Below are 15,657 nucleotides of genomic sequence, written 5' to 3'. Positions count from 1 at the left end.
GGTAATGCAAGAGTAAATACCGAAGGCTTTGTTGCCAGAAGGAGTGGAATATGCGCGCTGATGTACAGAACTTGTTCATAGGAATTCACATGCTTTATTGTGCTCATGATAAAGATGTGACGATCTCGGAGATGCTGCTCGGACTGGAAGACATGGGGTATCGTGTAGGAGAACGCGAAGTGAAACAGGAATTGGAAAAGCTGACGCTGGACAACTTTCTGACTGCACATAGTGAAGGGTACAGTATTACTGGCACGGGTATTGAAGAGTTCAAGGATATTCGAGCCAAACTTCAGGTGCTGTGTAGTGAAGTTATTCAGGGAGCAGAATGAAATCATTTAAAGCAAAGTTCCATAAAAGTGTCTGTATCAAGGGAGAATTACCCTTCTGATGCAGGCGCTTTTTACGTGAGAGGATACAATTTGTTCTTTTCAAAGTTAAAGAAATTAGAACTTTTAGCTTAAGGATATACTCTTGTATGATGTATAATTGATAAGTTGAAGGGGGAGCGGAGAATTGTATCTATGCAATGGAGTGACACCTACACTGATCGGTAGAAGATTAAAATTATGTGCTATGACTACTGAGCATGCTTCAGCGTTATTTCAGGTTTGGTCTCATCCGGAAGTTTCTCTCTGGCTGGGTGCACCGGCATTATCCTCTATAGAAGAGACGAAGCAGCTTATCGACCTTCTATCACAGATGGCTCAGGAAGAGGAGAGCTTACGTTGGAGTATTATTGGACCTGGGGAGGAAGTCATAGGTAGCTGTGGATATAACCATTGGCAGCTTCAGGGAGCTTACCGTGGTGAAATAGGCTGTGATCTGTCGCCTACCTATTGGGGGCTTGGATATATGAAAGAAGCGCTTGGGCTTGTACTCGATTTTGGTTTCAATATTATGGGTTTGAATCGGATTGAAGCGCTCTGTCATCCTGATAATATCCGTGCGGAGAGGCTGGTTCATACGCTTGGATTTCAGAAGGAAGGCGTATTGCGTCAATACAGGCAGATCGCTTCCGGATTTCAGGATACTGCTCTCCATGCTCTACTGCGCGAGGAGTGGCAATCCACTTAATACATAAAGAGAGGGTTTGGAACATTGAAGTCAACAGGGGATTTAGAACGTAAACTAATATTAACAGGGGTACTGCTGGCCACGTTTCTAGCGGCTATTGAGGGGACTGTAACAGGACCAGCCGGGCCGGCGATTGTAGGCGACTTTCAGGGAATGCAGTGGCTGAGCTGGATATTTACTTCATATTTACTGGCAATGGCTATTACTACACCTATTTTCGGCAAAATCAGTGATCTGTTCGGACGCAAGCCTGTATTCATGTGGGGAGCGGCTGTTTTTTTACTAGGCTCATTATTATGCGGTATATCTCAAAGTATGGAACAGCTGATCCTGTTTCGCGCGATACAGGGGATCGGTGCGGGTGCACTTATTCCAATGACCTTTACCATTATCGGTGATATTTACAGCATTGAAGAAAGAGCAAAGACACAAGGGTTGCTAAGCTCTGTATGGGGGATTTCCTCTTTGGTAGGGCCACTGCTTGGTGGCTATGTGGTAGATTACTTAAGCTGGCGCTGGGTATTTGTATTCAATCTGCCATTTGGCGTGTTGGCAATGGTATTTATTGCGCGCTACCTGAAGGAAGAAAAGGTGCGTCGGAAGACACAGATCGATGTGCCAGGCGTTCTTCTGTTCGCAGCAGGCATGGGTGCTCTACTCTTTGGACTCTCCACGGGAGGGCAGAACCTGGCATGGACCTCTCCGTTACTACTCGCAACACTGGGTGCAGCGGTTATCCTGCTAATCCTATTTTTGTTTGTGGAGCGCCGTGCACCAGAGCCTATGCTTCCGCTAAATCTATTCTCAAATCGTAATATCGCAGTATCAACGGGCGCTAACCTGCTTGTAAGCACATTAATTATTGGACTTTCTACGTATATCCCTTTATGGGTTCAGGGCGTTTCTGGAAAAAGCGCTGCGATCTCAGGTTTGCTGCTTGCACCAATGTCTGTAGGTTGGATGTTTGGGTCAATCGCAGGCGGACGAATGATTCTGCGAGCGGGTTCTCGTCGAACGGCAATGCTTGGATTGATGATGATTGCTGCTGGAGCTATTGGTCTGGTTTTCTTGACAGGAGAGTCTTCACAGGTAATCCTCTTATGCTTGATGCTGGTCTGTGGGGTAGGCTTCGGATACTCCTCTACGGTCTTCACGATTATCGCTCAGTCGTCGGTTGCGTATGATCAACGCGGTGCGTCCACAGCACTTAATGCATTTACAAGGTCACTAGGTCAGACCATTGGGGTGGCTATTTTCGGTTCCTGGCTGAACTTGAATATTGATCAGCTGTTGCGAAAACAACCGGATTCAAATGTTACAGGTGATGATATTAATAAGCTGCTAGGCTCGCATACAGGCACTAACCTCTCCGGCGAAGTATCAAACAGTTTACGTGGTGCACTAGAAGGGGGACTTCATTCACTATTTATTGTGATGGCAGTTTTCGCAGTCTTGTCACTAGTTATATCTTGGGGTTTGCGCAAGGGTGTACCTTCAGTAGAGGATGCTACCTCGTCATTAAAAAAGGCATAACTCATTCTCTAAGTCACATAAAGAAGCCCGACCGGGTATTTACCGGTCGGGCTTCTTCGTGCAATAACAGCTTGTCTAACACATATGAAGTAAAAAGCAGCCTAGCCTCTAGCTCTACTTACGGGGAAGAGGGGAAAGCTTCTCAGCTTGCAGACCCATCTTCTTGAGCAGAGTGATCATTTGTTCCTTCTCTTCATCATTCAGTCCGCTGAAAGCAAGATGAAGACGCTCTGAGTATTTCGGATACATCTCATTCATGAGACGTTCGCCTTCCGCGGTCAACTCTGCGAAAATCACACGACGATCACTTGGACAAGGCTTGCGTTGCAAATAGCCGCGTTCTTCGAGCTTGTCGATAACGTAAGTCACGTTGCCGCTCTGTAGCAGTAGTTTGGCACCAATTTGTTGAATGGGCTGTGGTCCCTTATAGTACAACACTTCCATGACGGCAAAGGCAGTAGGGTTAAAACCTTCAATTTTGCTGCCGGTAACAGCATGCTCATTAATACTCTTGAATGATTTGGCAAATACCCGGTACAAATGTAGTGTTAATTGTGTATCACGTTCATAAGATTGTATCATGCTTCTCCACCCTCTATCGTTAATCATGTGAACTCGTCGCACGTCTGTAATCATATTAATTAGTGCACGGTTTACCTGTGCAACGAACTTTGAGATAACAATAGAATACGTGAAAGATCGAATGAAGAACATGTGATTTGTCACAATGAGCAACTTTTAATTATTAAAAATCAAACAATTTTTTGAAGATGCTGAAATTGAATGTTTTTTTACTTCAGTCTCTGAAAGGATATCAATTTCATCCCCCGGTTCAGTGTTATTTACGCCTCCAGACGGATGAATGACAATCCCCAATATTTTACTATTATTTCATTGAGAAATAGTAACGGGGAGTGAAGGAAGGATGGAAGAACATCATATTGATGATTTAAAAGAAAGTAAGCTAACCGCAAATAAACCATTCATGCTACTTATTGCGGCACAGCTTGTATCGAATGTAGGAGACTGGTTGCATATACTAGCGCTACTGACAATGGTAGGGTTTAAATGGAATGCCACACCGTGGGAAATTACGGCTATATCTTTATGTATGGCAGTGCCTTTGCTCTTAGGAGGACCGTTTGCAGGTTACTTAAGTGATCGATTTAACCGCAAGGCACTAATGATTGGTTCGGATATAGCCCGTGCAGCGGTTGTTATTTGCTTGGTATTTGCAGGCTCGCTGTGGCAGGTTTATGTGCTCCTGCTGGCTAAGGGATGTATGGATGTGTTGTTCTCTCCGGCCAAAAGCGGAAAGATTAAGGAACTTGTTCCTGCGGCTCAGATGGATAAAGCAATGGCGCTTAGCTCATCTATAGAGCAGATAACTAAAATTGTGGGTCCAGCTCTTGGTGGATTGCTAGTTGCAGCCTTCGGCATATCTGTTTGTTATATGATCGATTCTGCTACGTTCGTTTTATCGGCGATTATTTTGCTTGGATTACCGCGTACAGCTGCGATTAAGAAGAAAGATACGGAAACAAGCAGGGGGGATACGGAGGTGCGTAACTCCTTCCGCCAAGAAATGTCGGCAGGTCTGCATGTGATTGCAGGAATGCCTGTAGTACTGTGTGGCATTGTTATGCTGGTACTGGTGCTTCTAATGCTACAGATCGGAGACTCTCAGATTGTAACGTTATTCCGGGAGATTCCAGGTGTGAACGGAGATCTGCTGGGGTGGTGTGTAGCAGCCAGTGGCTTTGGAACCTTGCTATCTGCGCTGCTTGTAAGTCGATTAGGCAGTGGTAAGCATCCGCTTATTTTTATGGGATTAGGGGCTATAATCATGGGCATTGTCTTCTCAAGTGCAGGGATCGTAACTGCTCATGGTCAAGCCGGAATCTGGATGAACATTGCTTTGTTTGGGTCCTTCATGTTTGCGGGTGTGGGTGCAGGACTAGCGTTTATCCCCTTCAATTCAATGCTCCAGCAGCGGACACCTGCGGAATACACCGGTCGTGTATTTGGAACCATAGGCAGCCTGACAAGCGCAGCTGTTATTCTAGGACCTGTAGCCGGTGGAGCCTTAGTGACAGCATCGGGGCCGGTATCTGCCTTTATTCTATCTGGTTTGCTTACAGGATTGCTAGGACTAGGGCTGTTAATGCTGCGTGGTAAAATCGAGCGCAGGGATGAAGCGGCGATCAAGAAGCAGGAAGGAATAGCTGCTACGAATAACATGGACCTTGTAGGACAGACCTCCCTTTGATGGGAGGTTTCTTTTATTCGCTATTGCGCAGGGCTTAAGTTATTATTGTGAAAAAAGCAGCTTGATTATTTTCAGGAAAAATATATAGTACGATTAGATAAGTTGCGATTGCCTCTGTTGATCATTTGAATATCATTCATATACGCAATAGGGAATGCAATTTATAATAGTATTTATTAGAAGTACTAGGAGATGGAGAGTATGGAAAAAGAAGAAACTACAGTGGATACCGAGAGCTATGACGACATTGTGCTCGATGTTGAGATCGATGAAGCTGGCTATGAAGCGGGAGATCCTTGCATATTCGATATTTCTTTTCAAGTGAAGCGAGGTCAACTGCTCGGACTGATCGGACCTAATGGTGCTGGGAAAAGTACAACCATTAAGACCCTGCTTGGTTTGTTGAAGAATACCAAGGCTAAAGTGTCTTTTAGTGGAGTTAATAAATCTTACGCTTATGTACCGGAGCAACCTGTGTTTTATGAGGATTTGACATTGTGGGAGCACTTGGATTTAGCGGCCGCTGCCTACGGACTGAAGTACGAACAGTTCGAAGAAACTGCAGAAATACTGTTGAAGCAGTTTGGTATGGGCCATGTGCGCAATGATCTTCCAGCTGGATTCTCTAAGGGTATGAAACAAAAAATGATGCTAATGCTTGGCTTCTTGGTACAGCCGGATGTTTATATTGTGGACGAGCCATTTATTGGTTTAGACCCTCGCGCCACTAAAGATTTCCTGCGGCTGCTAGAAGCGGAGCGGAAGCGCGGAGCTGGTGTATTGATGTCTACGCATGTACTGGATACAGCAGAGAAGATATGCGATGATTTCGTATTGATCTCCGGGGGAAAGGTTGCCGCCTCAGGAACACTCGAAGATATACGTGATTATGCTGGACTGCCGGAGGCGTCGTTGTTTGATTGCTTCGACGAATTAACATGAGTAAGCAGGGACAGCGGGCGTTTGCTTTTTCTAACGCTAAACAACTATTCAGACGGCGGCTATTCTCTCATTGGCGTGAGCAATCCGCTATTATCCGTACGGCGGCTGATTGGACCGTTCTATTATATATTCTTATTCCCGGGGGATTATTGGGAGGGCGTTTGTATTATGGGTTCTGGAATGAGGCGCTACCGGCTTGGAGTGTGAATTTGCCGTTTATGCTCATTCCTTCATTATTAGTGCTCTTGATCTGCAACGGGGGCTTGGTGCTATTATTGCAGGAAGGCGATCTATTATTTCTTAGACAACGGCAACGATGGATGAATACGATCCTATTTCGCGGGTTGCTCTACAGCCTGATTGTAACCTCGCTGAAGTTCTGTGTAGCTTTTGCACTGTTACTGCCTTTTCTGATTCGGGGATTTGAGATGACGTCATCGGAGGTATGGGCGCTGTTCGCTCTGACCTTGGCGTGCAGTTGGTGTGTTAAGTTATTTGGACATCTTGTAAAAGTACAGAAGCAAGGTTGGCGTCGCTGGTTATGGCTATTTCTGGCGATCTCCGTCCCGAACGCTATTTATTTCAGAGTAGCTAGCCTTTGGAATGATCGCCCGCTCATCATATTGCTGAGTGCGGTTGTATTCACAGTCGTTGCAATATTTGCTTTCCGGTGGCGCCTATTGATGCGTGGGACATTTATGAACGATGTGCGCGAGGACTACAAGCAGCGAATGAAGATAGCGGCCATACTGCTCCGCCATGTTCTGGATAAACCTCGCCCGACTCGCCATAAGCCATGGATTTTCCGGAAGTCGCAGCCTTTGCTTAAATCAAAGACTGCCGAGAGCCGTTTCTCTGCGGCAGCGATTAAGGCACTCGTACGGAATCCGGCCCATTTAAAGCTTTACTTGGCTTTCACTGCCGTGTCCGCGGTAGCGATCCTTATCATTCCATCGGGATTTAAATGGCTGGGATTTGTAGTATTAACATCGCTTATGACTTTTTGGCTGTTTTCGTTCTGGTCTTTGTTTGTTGGGGATGATTACATCGGGATACTTCCATTTACGAAAGAACAAAAGGCTGAAGCGGGTATGCATGCGGTCCCTATTTTATTACTTCCCTTTACAATGATTACCTCCGCACTAATCTGTCTCTCTTTATATGGATGGTGGGGGATCATCTTGTTCGTACCGGTTGGATACATGGTTGGACTCTTTATCAGCAGAATATTTGGTACGTTCCGATTGGGCAAAGATTGATAGATAGATAAAAAACAGCGTGACTTGAGAAACCTCTCAAGTCACGCTGTTTTTAGTTGCAACACATTAACTAAGGCGAAGGTCAGCGGCATGTTTGCCTGCTGTATATCCAGTAGAGAACGCTGCTGTTATATTGTAGCCACCAGTGTAGCCATGGATATCGAGTACCTCTCCACAGAAGAATAACCCTTGCATAAGCTTAGATTCCATTCTTTTGGGATCGATCTCTTTCAGATTTACGCCGCCGCCCGTAACAAAGGCTTCGGACAGGGAGCGGGTACCATGAACATTAACGGGCATCCTTTTCAAGATACCTGCTAGCGCATGCAATCCATTCTTGGATACATGATGACCCGTAATATCTCCATCCAGGTTAGCTTTAGCTAACAAGAGGGGAATGAGACGTTCTGGCAGCAGCCCCTTTAGTGAATTGCGGATCGCTTTCTTCGGCTCCTGGTCCAGCTTGTCCTGCAGCGATGATTCCACTTCTTGCAAGTTCAGATCAGGGAAGAGATCGATGGACATCTCAACCGTGTCATTCCCTGATTTACGCTGGACCTGTCTCAGAAATTGGCTGCAGCGCAGGGCAATTGGCCCGGATAATCCAAAATGGGTGAAGATCATATCTCCGCGATGAGAAATGACCTTCTTTCCTTTTGGATTCCATACAGTAAGTGCCACATCGCGTAGCGACAATCCTTGCAGCTCACCGGATTTAATCCACTCTTCCCGTGAAATAATCGGTACCTCTGTCGGAAATAGCTCAGTAATGGTGTGGCCTGCGGCTTCAGCCCATGGGTACCCATCTCCAGTAGAGCCGGTCTGAGGAACGGACTTTCCTCCGGTGGCGATGATTACGGCAGCGCTGGAAATCGTTTTGCCCGAGCCAAGCTGAACGCCTTTAACAGCCCCTTCTCCATATATTACACGTGAAACAGGACTATCCGTCATAATCTGCACACCTAGACCCCGTACTTTGTTGATTAAGGCGGAGACGACGCTGGAGGCCTTATCGGAGACGGGAAACATCCGTCCGTTGTCTTCTTCCTTTAATGCAATGCCTAAGCCTTCAAAAAAGGCAATGATATCTTGATTATTAAAATGGTCGAAGGCGCTATACAAAAACCGCCCGTTTCCCGGGATATGGGAGATTAACTCATCTCTCTCCTTGACGTTCGTTACATTGCAGCGTCCGCCACCAGATATCCCGAGCTTTCGTCCTAGCTTAGCTCCCTTGTCGATCAGTAGTACGGATGCCCCGTGTTCTGCTGCGGCCACGCTTGCCATTAATCCCGAAGGGCCGCCACCTATGACGATCACATCGAAGTTGCTCATGAAATTTTACTCCTTTACATGTTAAGACACGGGTGTTACTTCGTGTTTTCCTAACGGAATCATACCATTCTGACTGTCATGTAACCAGTCTTGTCCGCTCACTTGGTTATAATCGTTGTCAGGAGAGTAATCCTGTGCTTTAATCTAGTCATGTAGGGGAATTTGTCCATTTTGGGGTGTGATTGTAATTATTGGCGCAATTAAGGATATATTATTGCAAATATCGGCAGCATGCTCCTTTCTTTTTCTGATTCAGTGGTGGGTGGACCGAGGGCTTGTGGCTCGAAAAAAAGGTAGTTTCCCGGATAATCAAACTTTTTTGGTTTTGGCGTGTGCGTTAAGTCTTATGCTATGCTCTATTCTTTCGACGACTTTATTCGGTATTGCTTATTTGAATTTAGGAATGATTCCTGCTTATATCGGTATTTTATATGGAACTGTACGTTCAGGCATTCTGCTGTCCATCTTTTTGCTTATCTGTAATATATTCATTGCAGAGCCAGCAGGAATAAGTAATATGATATTAAATTCAGGAATATTATTATATCCGTTGCTGTTTGGGCTAGCTAAGCCTTTTAAGAAAGGCACAGTGGTAGAGAAGATAGGTATGTTATGGATGGTTCTTTGTCCGAATATGTTGTTCATTGCACTTGTGCCTATTATAGGTGGGAAAAATATATATGAGGCTCATTCTGGCGAGTCACTTTTGATTACTTTGTATCTATTTTTCAGCATCGCACTAGGCGGTATTTTTGTTTATTTTGTTGAAATGGTCTGGAGTAGTTGGCGGGCTAAAGTACATATGGAAAGTATAAGTGATAATTTCCAGTGGGAGTCTGAGAAGCTGCAGCAGATTACAAATGTAGTACCTCTGAGTATTATGTCCCTGGATGATCACGGAGTTGTTACTGACCTCAATGATTGTATGTTGGGAATGACACGAATTCATTATCCCAATTTGAGAAGGGAAGATATTATTGGCAAGCCGGTTAGGGAATTTTTTAATGGTTCAGCGGATGCTGATGCATATATGCGGGTACGGGATAACATTCAGCATAAACGGCGTTCCCATGAGCGAATGATTCATGGAACGCGGATCTATCAAATTTATTCAGCACCACTAATGCATAAGAACTCAGGACTCACGAGTGGAGTGGTACTCATTGCACAGGATATTACGGATGAAGTGAAACTCCGCTCAGAGCTGGATCATGTGGAACGTTTGAGCTTAGTAGGGCAGATGGCTGCCGGAATTACCCATGAGATTCGTAATCCTATGGCGGTAGTTCGCGGATTTTTACAGCTAATGAGAGAAAAGAGCTCGGATGATTTGGATTCTTATTATCAGATCGTATTAGAGGAGCTGGATAGGGCGAATAGCATTATTAATGATTTCCTATCGCTGGCGCAAAGCCGGATATCTGATAAGGAGAAAGTGCTATTACACCGAGTTATAGAAGAAGTCAGTCCGCTGCTGTGGGCGGATGCTAATCTTCGTGGTCAAAGTGTTGAGCTAAAGCTGAACGCATCCATCCATGAATTGGAGTTAAACGTTCGGGAAATCAAGCAGCTTATCCTTAATTTAGGCCGAAACGGCATGGAGGCTATGGGATCCAAGGGGATTCTGACACTGGAAACACATAGTACTCAGGAACAAGTGGAGCTGATTGTAAGGGATAGGGGAATCGGTATGTCGGACAGTCAACGAGAGAAGTTGTTTTCCCCTTTCTTCACAACAAAAAGGGAGGGAACGGGTCTAGGGTTATCCTTGTGTCTCAGTATTGTGGAACGGCATAACGGTAAAATAACTGTAGATTCTGTAGAAGGAGAGGGTACAGTATTTACCATCTCATTCCCTTTAGTAAAGGAAGAATATAGCGAAGCCATGCTTGCGGATTGAATCAGGTTACTGTAGCATCTCTTGCTTTCACAGAGTATGAATGTATAATAAAGTTAGTAAGTACTGCTGTAATGTTATCTGACAAAACAGTAATCAGTGAAGGAGAGTGCAGAGAAATGTCCATGTCTTTTAATCAATATATGAGAGATTCGATTCAGCCTATGCGTGATGACCTTACAAGCATTGGGTTTCAGGAGCTTATGACTCCAGAAGAGGTGGAAGCCACTCTTCCTACCGCAAAAGGTACGACGCTTGTAGTCGTGAATTCGGTCTGTGGTTGTGCCGCTGGACAATGCCGTCCTGGTGTAGCTCAGGCATTGCAAAATGAGATCGCTCCGGATCACTTGTTCACAGTGTTTGCAGGTCAAGAGAAAGAAGCTACTGCTAAAGCGCGTGAATATTTTGCTCCTTATCCGCCATCTTCCCCTTCCATCGCATTGATGAAGGATGGAGAGCTCGTTCATTTTATTGAACGCCATAGTGTTGAGAATCGTTCGGCTGCTGAAATTGCTGCTGAGTTGAAAGAAGTTTTTGATCGTTTTTGCAAGTAAAAAAGTTATTCCATATAATCTCGCATTAGTCGGTAATTCGGCTGTTGCGGGATTTTTCAAAATATAAGAGCGATAATGGGATAGAATATACTTAGAAGCATAGAGCTTCACTTGGTATGGATATTTTGATGGATATGGAACCATTTCTGATGGAACGGGGTGTGGTTTGTGAGTTTACAGGAAGAAATTATTGCTGATCTTGGTGTGAAGCCAACGATTGATGTAGAAGCAGAGGTACGCAAACGGGTTGATTTCTTAAAGTCGTACGTGCTGAAGGCAGGTGCCAAAGGATTATTGATCGCCATTAGCGGTGGGGTGGACAGCGCGGTAGCTGCGGGTCTGTGCAAGCAGGCTACGGACGAGCTGTCGGCTCAAGAAGGCACAGAGTATATTACGCTTGGCGTATACCAGCCATATGGTGTTCAAGAGGATATCCAGCACAGCTATGATGTCGCAAAAGCTTTTAATCTGACCCATACCGTGGAGACAAACATTGAGGAAGCTGTAAATGAGATTGCGCTTGAAGTTGAGCATAGCCTGAAGTCCTTGGGCCAAAATCGTCATATGACCCATCAAGGCAAGGGGAATGTTAAAGCGAGAACACGTATGGTTATGCAATATGCGCTCTCTTTTGAGAACAATCTGATTGTAGTAGGGACGGATCATGCTTCAGAAGCCATTACGGGTTTCTACACCAAGTGGGGGGATGGTGCTGTAGATATTACACCTCTATCCACACTTAACAAACGTCAGGTTCGTCAATTAGCTGCTCATATTGGTGTGCCTGCGGATATTGTTACTAAAGCACCTACGGCAGGCTTATGGCCGGGGCAGACGGATGAAACCGAGCTGGGCATTACTTATGACGATAATAGCGATTATTTGGAAGGCAAACAGGTTAACCCTGAGGTAGCGGAGAAACTCGAGAATTATTACCGGAGAACGGCGCATAAGCGCAATGTCATTCCTGGAATTTAGAATAGGTAGAAGTAGAAACCGCCACGGGTCTGCGTTGTAGCAGCTCTCGTGGCGGTTTTTTGTGAGATGGATAAGCTACAAGAATCTTAGTTAGCCAGCGTTTGATCGATAAAATTAGTGGTCGAAGCAATCGCAAGCTCCAATTGTGGGGTAGTACCTGAAAAAGGATGCACAGTACCGAAGGTATGATTACCCTCAGGAATATGAACCCAGTTAATATCGGGTCGGAGCTCAATGAGCTGCTCAGATCCTTGCCGGAGGTGTACTCCATCCAGACTGCCTTGAATAAGAACAACTGGGAAGGACGCTGTCTTCATGCGTTCAAGGATGTTATAACGTTCTTGTTGGTTCTCCATATCTTCTAAAATAACAGCATCCAGCGGCATTTGTTGGCCCGTGCGTGCATTAAGGACATGGGTTCGTCCTGTTTGCTTCATCTCCTGCTTTTGTTCTTCCGTCAACAAATCGAGCTTCGTAACCCCGTTCCAGGAGATGACCCCGCTAACTTCACTGGGATGGTCAAGCGTGTAGACCAGACAAATTCCCCCTCCAAGACTATGTCCTAGAAGGAATAAGGGTAAGCTGCCGAATTTCGGGTGCTGGCTAAGGTAGGACAACAGTATTTCCATGTCCTTCAGCTCGCGACGAAAGGTGTTGCGGGCGAATTTCTCAAGCTCGGTAAAATGCAGCAGATCCTCTCCGATTCCAGCATGAGAGAAGTTGAAGGTGATCACTTCATGATCTTGGCTGAGAGTAGTGGCTATGTAAGGAAACATCCCCCAATCTTTGAAGCCCTTGTAGCCGTGTGCAATAACGATAAGGCTCTTAGGTGCTTCTTGGGCAGGAAAGTGTGAGCAGCGGAGAACAGCGTCTTCACCTGCGGGTATTTCGAAATTACGATGCTGCATAGGGTAATCCCCTCTCTCTATATATAAATGAAGTAAATCAGCAAGTCCATCACGAAGGCGCCTAGATAGACTTCCAAACCATTTTCTTTTAAGATAGCAGAAAGAATCTTATAGGACTATAATTTAAAATTGAAATGAATGACCTGTATAATGATCATACCATTATTGAAGTAGTATAGGATACACGTCCATAAGGAGCGTGAAATTTTGATTTACGGAATCGGACATGATGTGTTAGAAATTGAGCGAATCTCAGAGGTAATGCGCAGGGGACAGGGCAAGAAATTCAACCAGCGCATCCTAACGGAGCAAGAGTACCAGCTTGCTGAGCAAAGAGGTGGAAGGTTGGCTGAGTTCATAGCCGGGCGTTTTGCTGCCAAGGAAGCCGTTGTGAAGGCTCTAGGTTGTGGCATTGGTAATGTGGTTGGTTTTCAGGATATTGAGATATTACCTGACCGTAAAGGTAAGCCGGAAGTAACCTTATCATGCGAAGCCTGGAGCAGATTAGATCTACCTGAAGGACAGAAGTATACCATTCATCTTACGATAACACATGGCCGTGATTTAGCTTCAGCTTTTGCGGTGGTGGAGGAGCTAGGTTCATGAATTGAACCGTGATTATAGAAGGGCAAGGAGAGTTACAATGAAACAACAAGAACGACAGGATTTGCAGGAACGAGGAGAAGGACGAGAGTTAAAAAAAGGACAAGATCTGCAAGATCAAGATGAACGACCAAAACAGCTGGATTTTAAAGAAGGACAAGATAAACAAGATCAGGAGTTACGAGAGGCCAAGCAATATTTCAGTTATCATTTGCTGGAGTGGTATCAAGGGCAGAAGCGGGATTTGCCTTGGCGCAGGCACCGCAATCCTTATTATATTTGGATTTCTGAAATCATGCTGCAGCAGACAAGGGTAGATACGGTAATCCCTTATTTTAATCGTTTTATTGAACGCTTTCCGACGGTGGAGTCACTCGCTGACGCCCCTGAAGAAGACGTGCTTAAGTGTTGGGAAGGCTTAGGGTATTATTCCCGCGCACGTAATATACAGCATGCAGCCAAGCAGGTAAAGGAGCTTTATGGGGGACAGGTACCGAACGACCGTGAGGCGGTGTTCAGCTTAAAGGGAGTGGGTCCTTACACAGCAGGGGCTATTCTCAGTATCGCGTTTAATCGGCCAGAGCCAGCGGTAGATGGTAATGTAATGCGGGTGTTGTCCCGATACTTCCTAATCGAGGATGATATCGCTAAGGGACCCACCCGTGTGAAAATGGAGCGCCTGGCGGCTGAGCTGATCCCGGAGGGGGAAGCTGCCTCATTTAATCAGGCGCTTATGGAGCTCGGGGCGCTCGTATGCACCCCGAAATCACCGAGCTGCTTAACCTGCCCGGTGATGGAGCATTGCGCTGCGCGCCTGGCGGGCTGCGAGACTTCGCTGCCCGTCAAGACCAAGGCCAAGCCGCCGCGCCCAGAGGAGCGGCTGGCGGCCTTAATCGAGGGCCGCGGTGCCCATGCGGGCCAAGTGCTCATCCGGCAGCGGCCACAAAGCGGGCTGTTAGCCCGCATGTGGGAGCTGCCGCACTGGCAGGCGCCGCCAGCGGAAGGCGGCGCTAAGAGCGGGCGGCTGCCGGAGGCCGCGGCGCTGGACCGGCTGCGCCGGTCACTGCGGCAGGCCGGGATCTCCGCCCGGCCTGAGGAGCACTGGATGGCTGCTGAGCATATCTTCAGCCATATTGTGTGGACCCTGCAGGTGTATCGCTGCAGGGAGGAGGACGCCCTTCCGCTGCCAATAGCGGCAGAAGGACGGGCAGCCTACACCGCGGATGCAGGCCTGTTCCCAGAGATGGACAGCAGCGTGCCCATCGAGAGATTTGAGGACGGTAATACTAGTCCAGAGGATGGCGGAGCTGTTCGCTGGATCAGCCGTGAAGACATGGCTAATTATGCGTTCCCTAATGTCTTCTTGAAGCTGCTGAACCTTTATTTCGATGAGCAGGAAGAGCTGGCGAAGTCGGGGAAGTAGCAGATTATCCGATGTGGCAGAAGAATGAGTTGTAAGAGAAGCAGCAGATATATGAGAAGTGTCTGAAGTAAGTAAAGTACGCTGAAGTCGATGAGTAAGAAACGCATCCAAAGTCTTTGGAGTAGGAAATATGTTAAATGCGTCGATTGCGCTGAGCGAGTTGAATATGTAGATGTTTAAGATGTGTTAAATGCGTCGATTGTGCTGAGCGAGTCGAATGTGTAGATGTTTTTGATGTGTTAAATGCGTCGATGTAGTTTGATGTGTTGAGTATATAAGTTGTGTGTGAAGAGAGAGTGGCGTACGTATCTAAATATGATCACTTACCTCATCCCCGTGGTCAGTTTAAAGGGAATTCCTCCCTATAAACTGGCTGTGGGGATCTGTTTTTGATCTTTTTGGGGAAAAACTCCCTTTAATTTGGGTGAATACCTGAATTATGCTCCAATATGGATGATTTAGAGGGAGGATTTCCCTAATTACTCGTATTTAAGTGTTTATGAGCAGAATTAGAGGGAGTTATTCCCTAATTAGAAGCAGAATGCCTCATTTAGGCGTCTTTCCAACAGCGGTACGATAAAGGGCAGTCTCGTTCCACACTCATTGATCTGCATTCAAGCGGCGTAAAAAAGCGATGTCCGAGGATAATGATCTACTCCTATTTGTTTCTAACGAACCCTGTTTCTAACGAACCTTGTTTTTAACAAATCTGCTTCTAAACGAAATTAGTCTCAAACAAACTCTCTACACACCCCACCCAAATAAACGACCCAAACACAAAGAAGGTATCCCTTGGCCATAACGGCTCGGAGATACCTTCTTTGTTTATACTTAGTTAAACGGTAAATCCACAGCCTTGAAGGCTATGACTTTATCCGT

At 46.0% G+C, this 15,657-nt stretch carries 14 protein-coding genes; 11 read left to right on the top strand and 3 right to left on the bottom strand.

Features of this window, described 5'->3' with window-relative positions; translation table 11 throughout:
• Positions 1-50 precede the first annotated feature (50 nt).
• From MKY52_RS06255 to MKY52_RS06245, 3 genes are all read left to right on the top strand, one after another.
• Positions 51-332, top strand: a complete 282-nt coding sequence (locus tag MKY52_RS06255) for a hypothetical protein (protein ID WP_094874766.1) — start codon at positions 51-53, stop codon at positions 330-332.
• Between the two features lie 184 nt (positions 333-516).
• Positions 517-1,077: a GNAT family N-acetyltransferase gene (locus MKY52_RS06250; protein WP_341050442.1), complete on the top strand. Its 561-nt coding sequence runs from the start codon at positions 517-519 to the stop codon at positions 1,075-1,077.
• A gap of 24 nt (positions 1,078-1,101) precedes the next feature.
• Positions 1,102-2,610 (top strand): MDR family MFS transporter, encoded by a 1,509-nt coding sequence (locus MKY52_RS06245; RefSeq protein WP_076285887.1) that lies wholly within the window; start codon positions 1,102-1,104, stop codon positions 2,608-2,610.
• A gap of 114 nt (positions 2,611-2,724) precedes the next feature.
• On the opposite strand, the gene MKY52_RS06240 is transcribed toward MKY52_RS06245, so the two are convergent.
• Positions 2,725-3,192, bottom strand: coding sequence for a MarR family winged helix-turn-helix transcriptional regulator (locus MKY52_RS06240; RefSeq protein ID WP_042123913.1), 468 nt, complete (start codon positions 3,190-3,192; stop codon positions 2,725-2,727).
• A gap of 343 nt (positions 3,193-3,535) precedes the next feature.
• Between MKY52_RS06240 and MKY52_RS06235 the strand changes: the two genes are divergently transcribed.
• The 3 genes from MKY52_RS06235 (at position 3,536) to MKY52_RS06225 (ending at position 7,080) form a co-directional block, all read left to right on the top strand.
• Positions 3,536-4,879, top strand: a complete 1,344-nt coding sequence (locus tag MKY52_RS06235) for an MFS transporter (RefSeq protein ID WP_076300162.1) — start codon at positions 3,536-3,538, stop codon at positions 4,877-4,879.
• Between the two features lie 201 nt (positions 4,880-5,080).
• Positions 5,081-5,821 carry an ABC transporter ATP-binding protein gene (locus tag MKY52_RS06230; RefSeq protein WP_341050439.1) on the top strand — a complete coding sequence of 247 codons (741 nt, stop codon included), beginning with the start codon at positions 5,081-5,083 and terminating at the stop codon, positions 5,819-5,821.
• Positions 5,800-7,080, top strand: coding sequence for an ABC transporter permease (locus MKY52_RS06225; RefSeq protein WP_341050438.1), 1,281 nt, complete (start codon positions 5,800-5,802; stop codon positions 7,078-7,080). The genes MKY52_RS06230 and MKY52_RS06225 overlap by 22 nt, the downstream gene beginning before the upstream one ends.
• Positions 7,081-7,146: 66 nt before the next feature.
• Here the strand turns inward: MKY52_RS06225 and MKY52_RS06220 are convergent, their stop codons facing one another.
• Positions 7,147-8,415 (bottom strand): BaiN/RdsA family NAD(P)/FAD-dependent oxidoreductase, encoded by a 1,269-nt coding sequence (locus tag MKY52_RS06220; RefSeq protein ID WP_341050436.1) that lies wholly within the window; start codon positions 8,413-8,415, stop codon positions 7,147-7,149.
• A 277-nt stretch (positions 8,416-8,692) separates the two neighbouring features.
• On the opposite strand from MKY52_RS06220, the gene MKY52_RS06215 reads away from it, so the two are divergent.
• The 3 genes from MKY52_RS06215 to nadE all read left to right on the top strand — a co-directional run bounded on the left by MKY52_RS06215 (position 8,693) and on the right by nadE (position 11,844).
• Positions 8,693-10,315 carry a two-component system sensor histidine kinase NtrB gene (locus tag MKY52_RS06215; RefSeq protein ID WP_341050434.1) on the top strand — a complete coding sequence of 541 codons (1,623 nt, stop codon included), beginning with the start codon at positions 8,693-8,695 and terminating at the stop codon, positions 10,313-10,315.
• 116 nt (positions 10,316-10,431) lie between these two features.
• A complete protein-coding gene (locus MKY52_RS06210; RefSeq protein ID WP_341050433.1) occupies positions 10,432-10,866 on the top strand; it encodes a BrxA/BrxB family bacilliredoxin in 435 nt (144 codons plus the stop codon).
• 168 nt (positions 10,867-11,034) lie between these two features.
• Positions 11,035-11,844 carry an ammonia-dependent NAD(+) synthetase gene (gene nadE / locus MKY52_RS06205; RefSeq protein WP_341050432.1) on the top strand — a complete coding sequence of 270 codons (810 nt, stop codon included), beginning with the start codon at positions 11,035-11,037 and terminating at the stop codon, positions 11,842-11,844.
• An 86-nt stretch (positions 11,845-11,930) separates the two neighbouring features.
• On the opposite strand, the gene MKY52_RS06200 is transcribed toward nadE, so the two are convergent.
• Entirely contained in the window at positions 11,931-12,752 is an 822-nt protein-coding gene (locus MKY52_RS06200; RefSeq protein WP_149644657.1) for an alpha/beta hydrolase, read from the bottom strand.
• Positions 12,753-12,959: 207 nt separating this feature from the next.
• Here MKY52_RS06200 and acpS point away from each other — a divergent pair, with 207 nt between their 5' ends.
• Positions 12,960-13,358 carry a holo-ACP synthase gene (gene acpS, locus MKY52_RS06195; protein WP_341050429.1) on the top strand — a complete coding sequence of 133 codons (399 nt, stop codon included), beginning with the start codon at positions 12,960-12,962 and terminating at the stop codon, positions 13,356-13,358.
• 37 nt (positions 13,359-13,395) lie between these two features.
• On the top strand, positions 13,396-14,778 hold the full coding sequence (mutY, locus tag MKY52_RS06190) for an A/G-specific adenine glycosylase (RefSeq protein ID WP_341050428.1): 1,383 nt from the start codon (positions 13,396-13,398) through the stop codon (positions 14,776-14,778).
• The last annotated feature ends 879 nt before the right edge of the window (positions 14,779-15,657 follow it).

Origin of the sequence: Paenibacillus sp. FSL P4-0184 (assembly GCF_038004625.1) — a bacterium.
In the GTDB taxonomy this organism is placed as follows: domain Bacteria; phylum Bacillota; class Bacilli; order Paenibacillales; family Paenibacillaceae; genus Paenibacillus_AQ.
This window is presented reverse-complemented; position numbering and strand designations above follow the sequence as displayed.

Excerpts from the sequence above, each read along its gene's own strand:
- MKY52_RS06255 (WP_094874766.1), top strand. The coding sequence starts at position 51 with ATGCGCGCTGATGTACAGAACTTGTTCATAGGAATTCACATGCTTTAT.
- MKY52_RS06240 (WP_042123913.1), bottom strand. The coding sequence starts at position 3,192 with ATGATACAATCTTATGAACGTGATACACAATTAACACTACATTTGTAC.
- MKY52_RS06235 (WP_076300162.1), top strand. The coding sequence starts at position 3,536 with ATGGAAGAACATCATATTGATGATTTAAAAGAAAGTAAGCTAACCGCA.
- MKY52_RS06230 (WP_341050439.1), top strand. The coding sequence starts at position 5,081 with ATGGAAAAAGAAGAAACTACAGTGGATACCGAGAGCTATGACGACATT.
- MKY52_RS06220 (WP_341050436.1), bottom strand. The coding sequence starts at position 8,415 with ATGAGCAACTTCGATGTGATCGTCATAGGTGGCGGCCCTTCGGGATTA.
- MKY52_RS06210 (WP_341050433.1), top strand. The coding sequence starts at position 10,432 with ATGTCCATGTCTTTTAATCAATATATGAGAGATTCGATTCAGCCTATG.
- MKY52_RS06200 (WP_149644657.1), bottom strand. The coding sequence starts at position 12,752 with ATGCAGCATCGTAATTTCGAAATACCCGCAGGTGAAGACGCTGTTCTC.
- mutY (WP_341050428.1), top strand. The coding sequence starts at position 13,396 with ATGAAACAACAAGAACGACAGGATTTGCAGGAACGAGGAGAAGGACGA.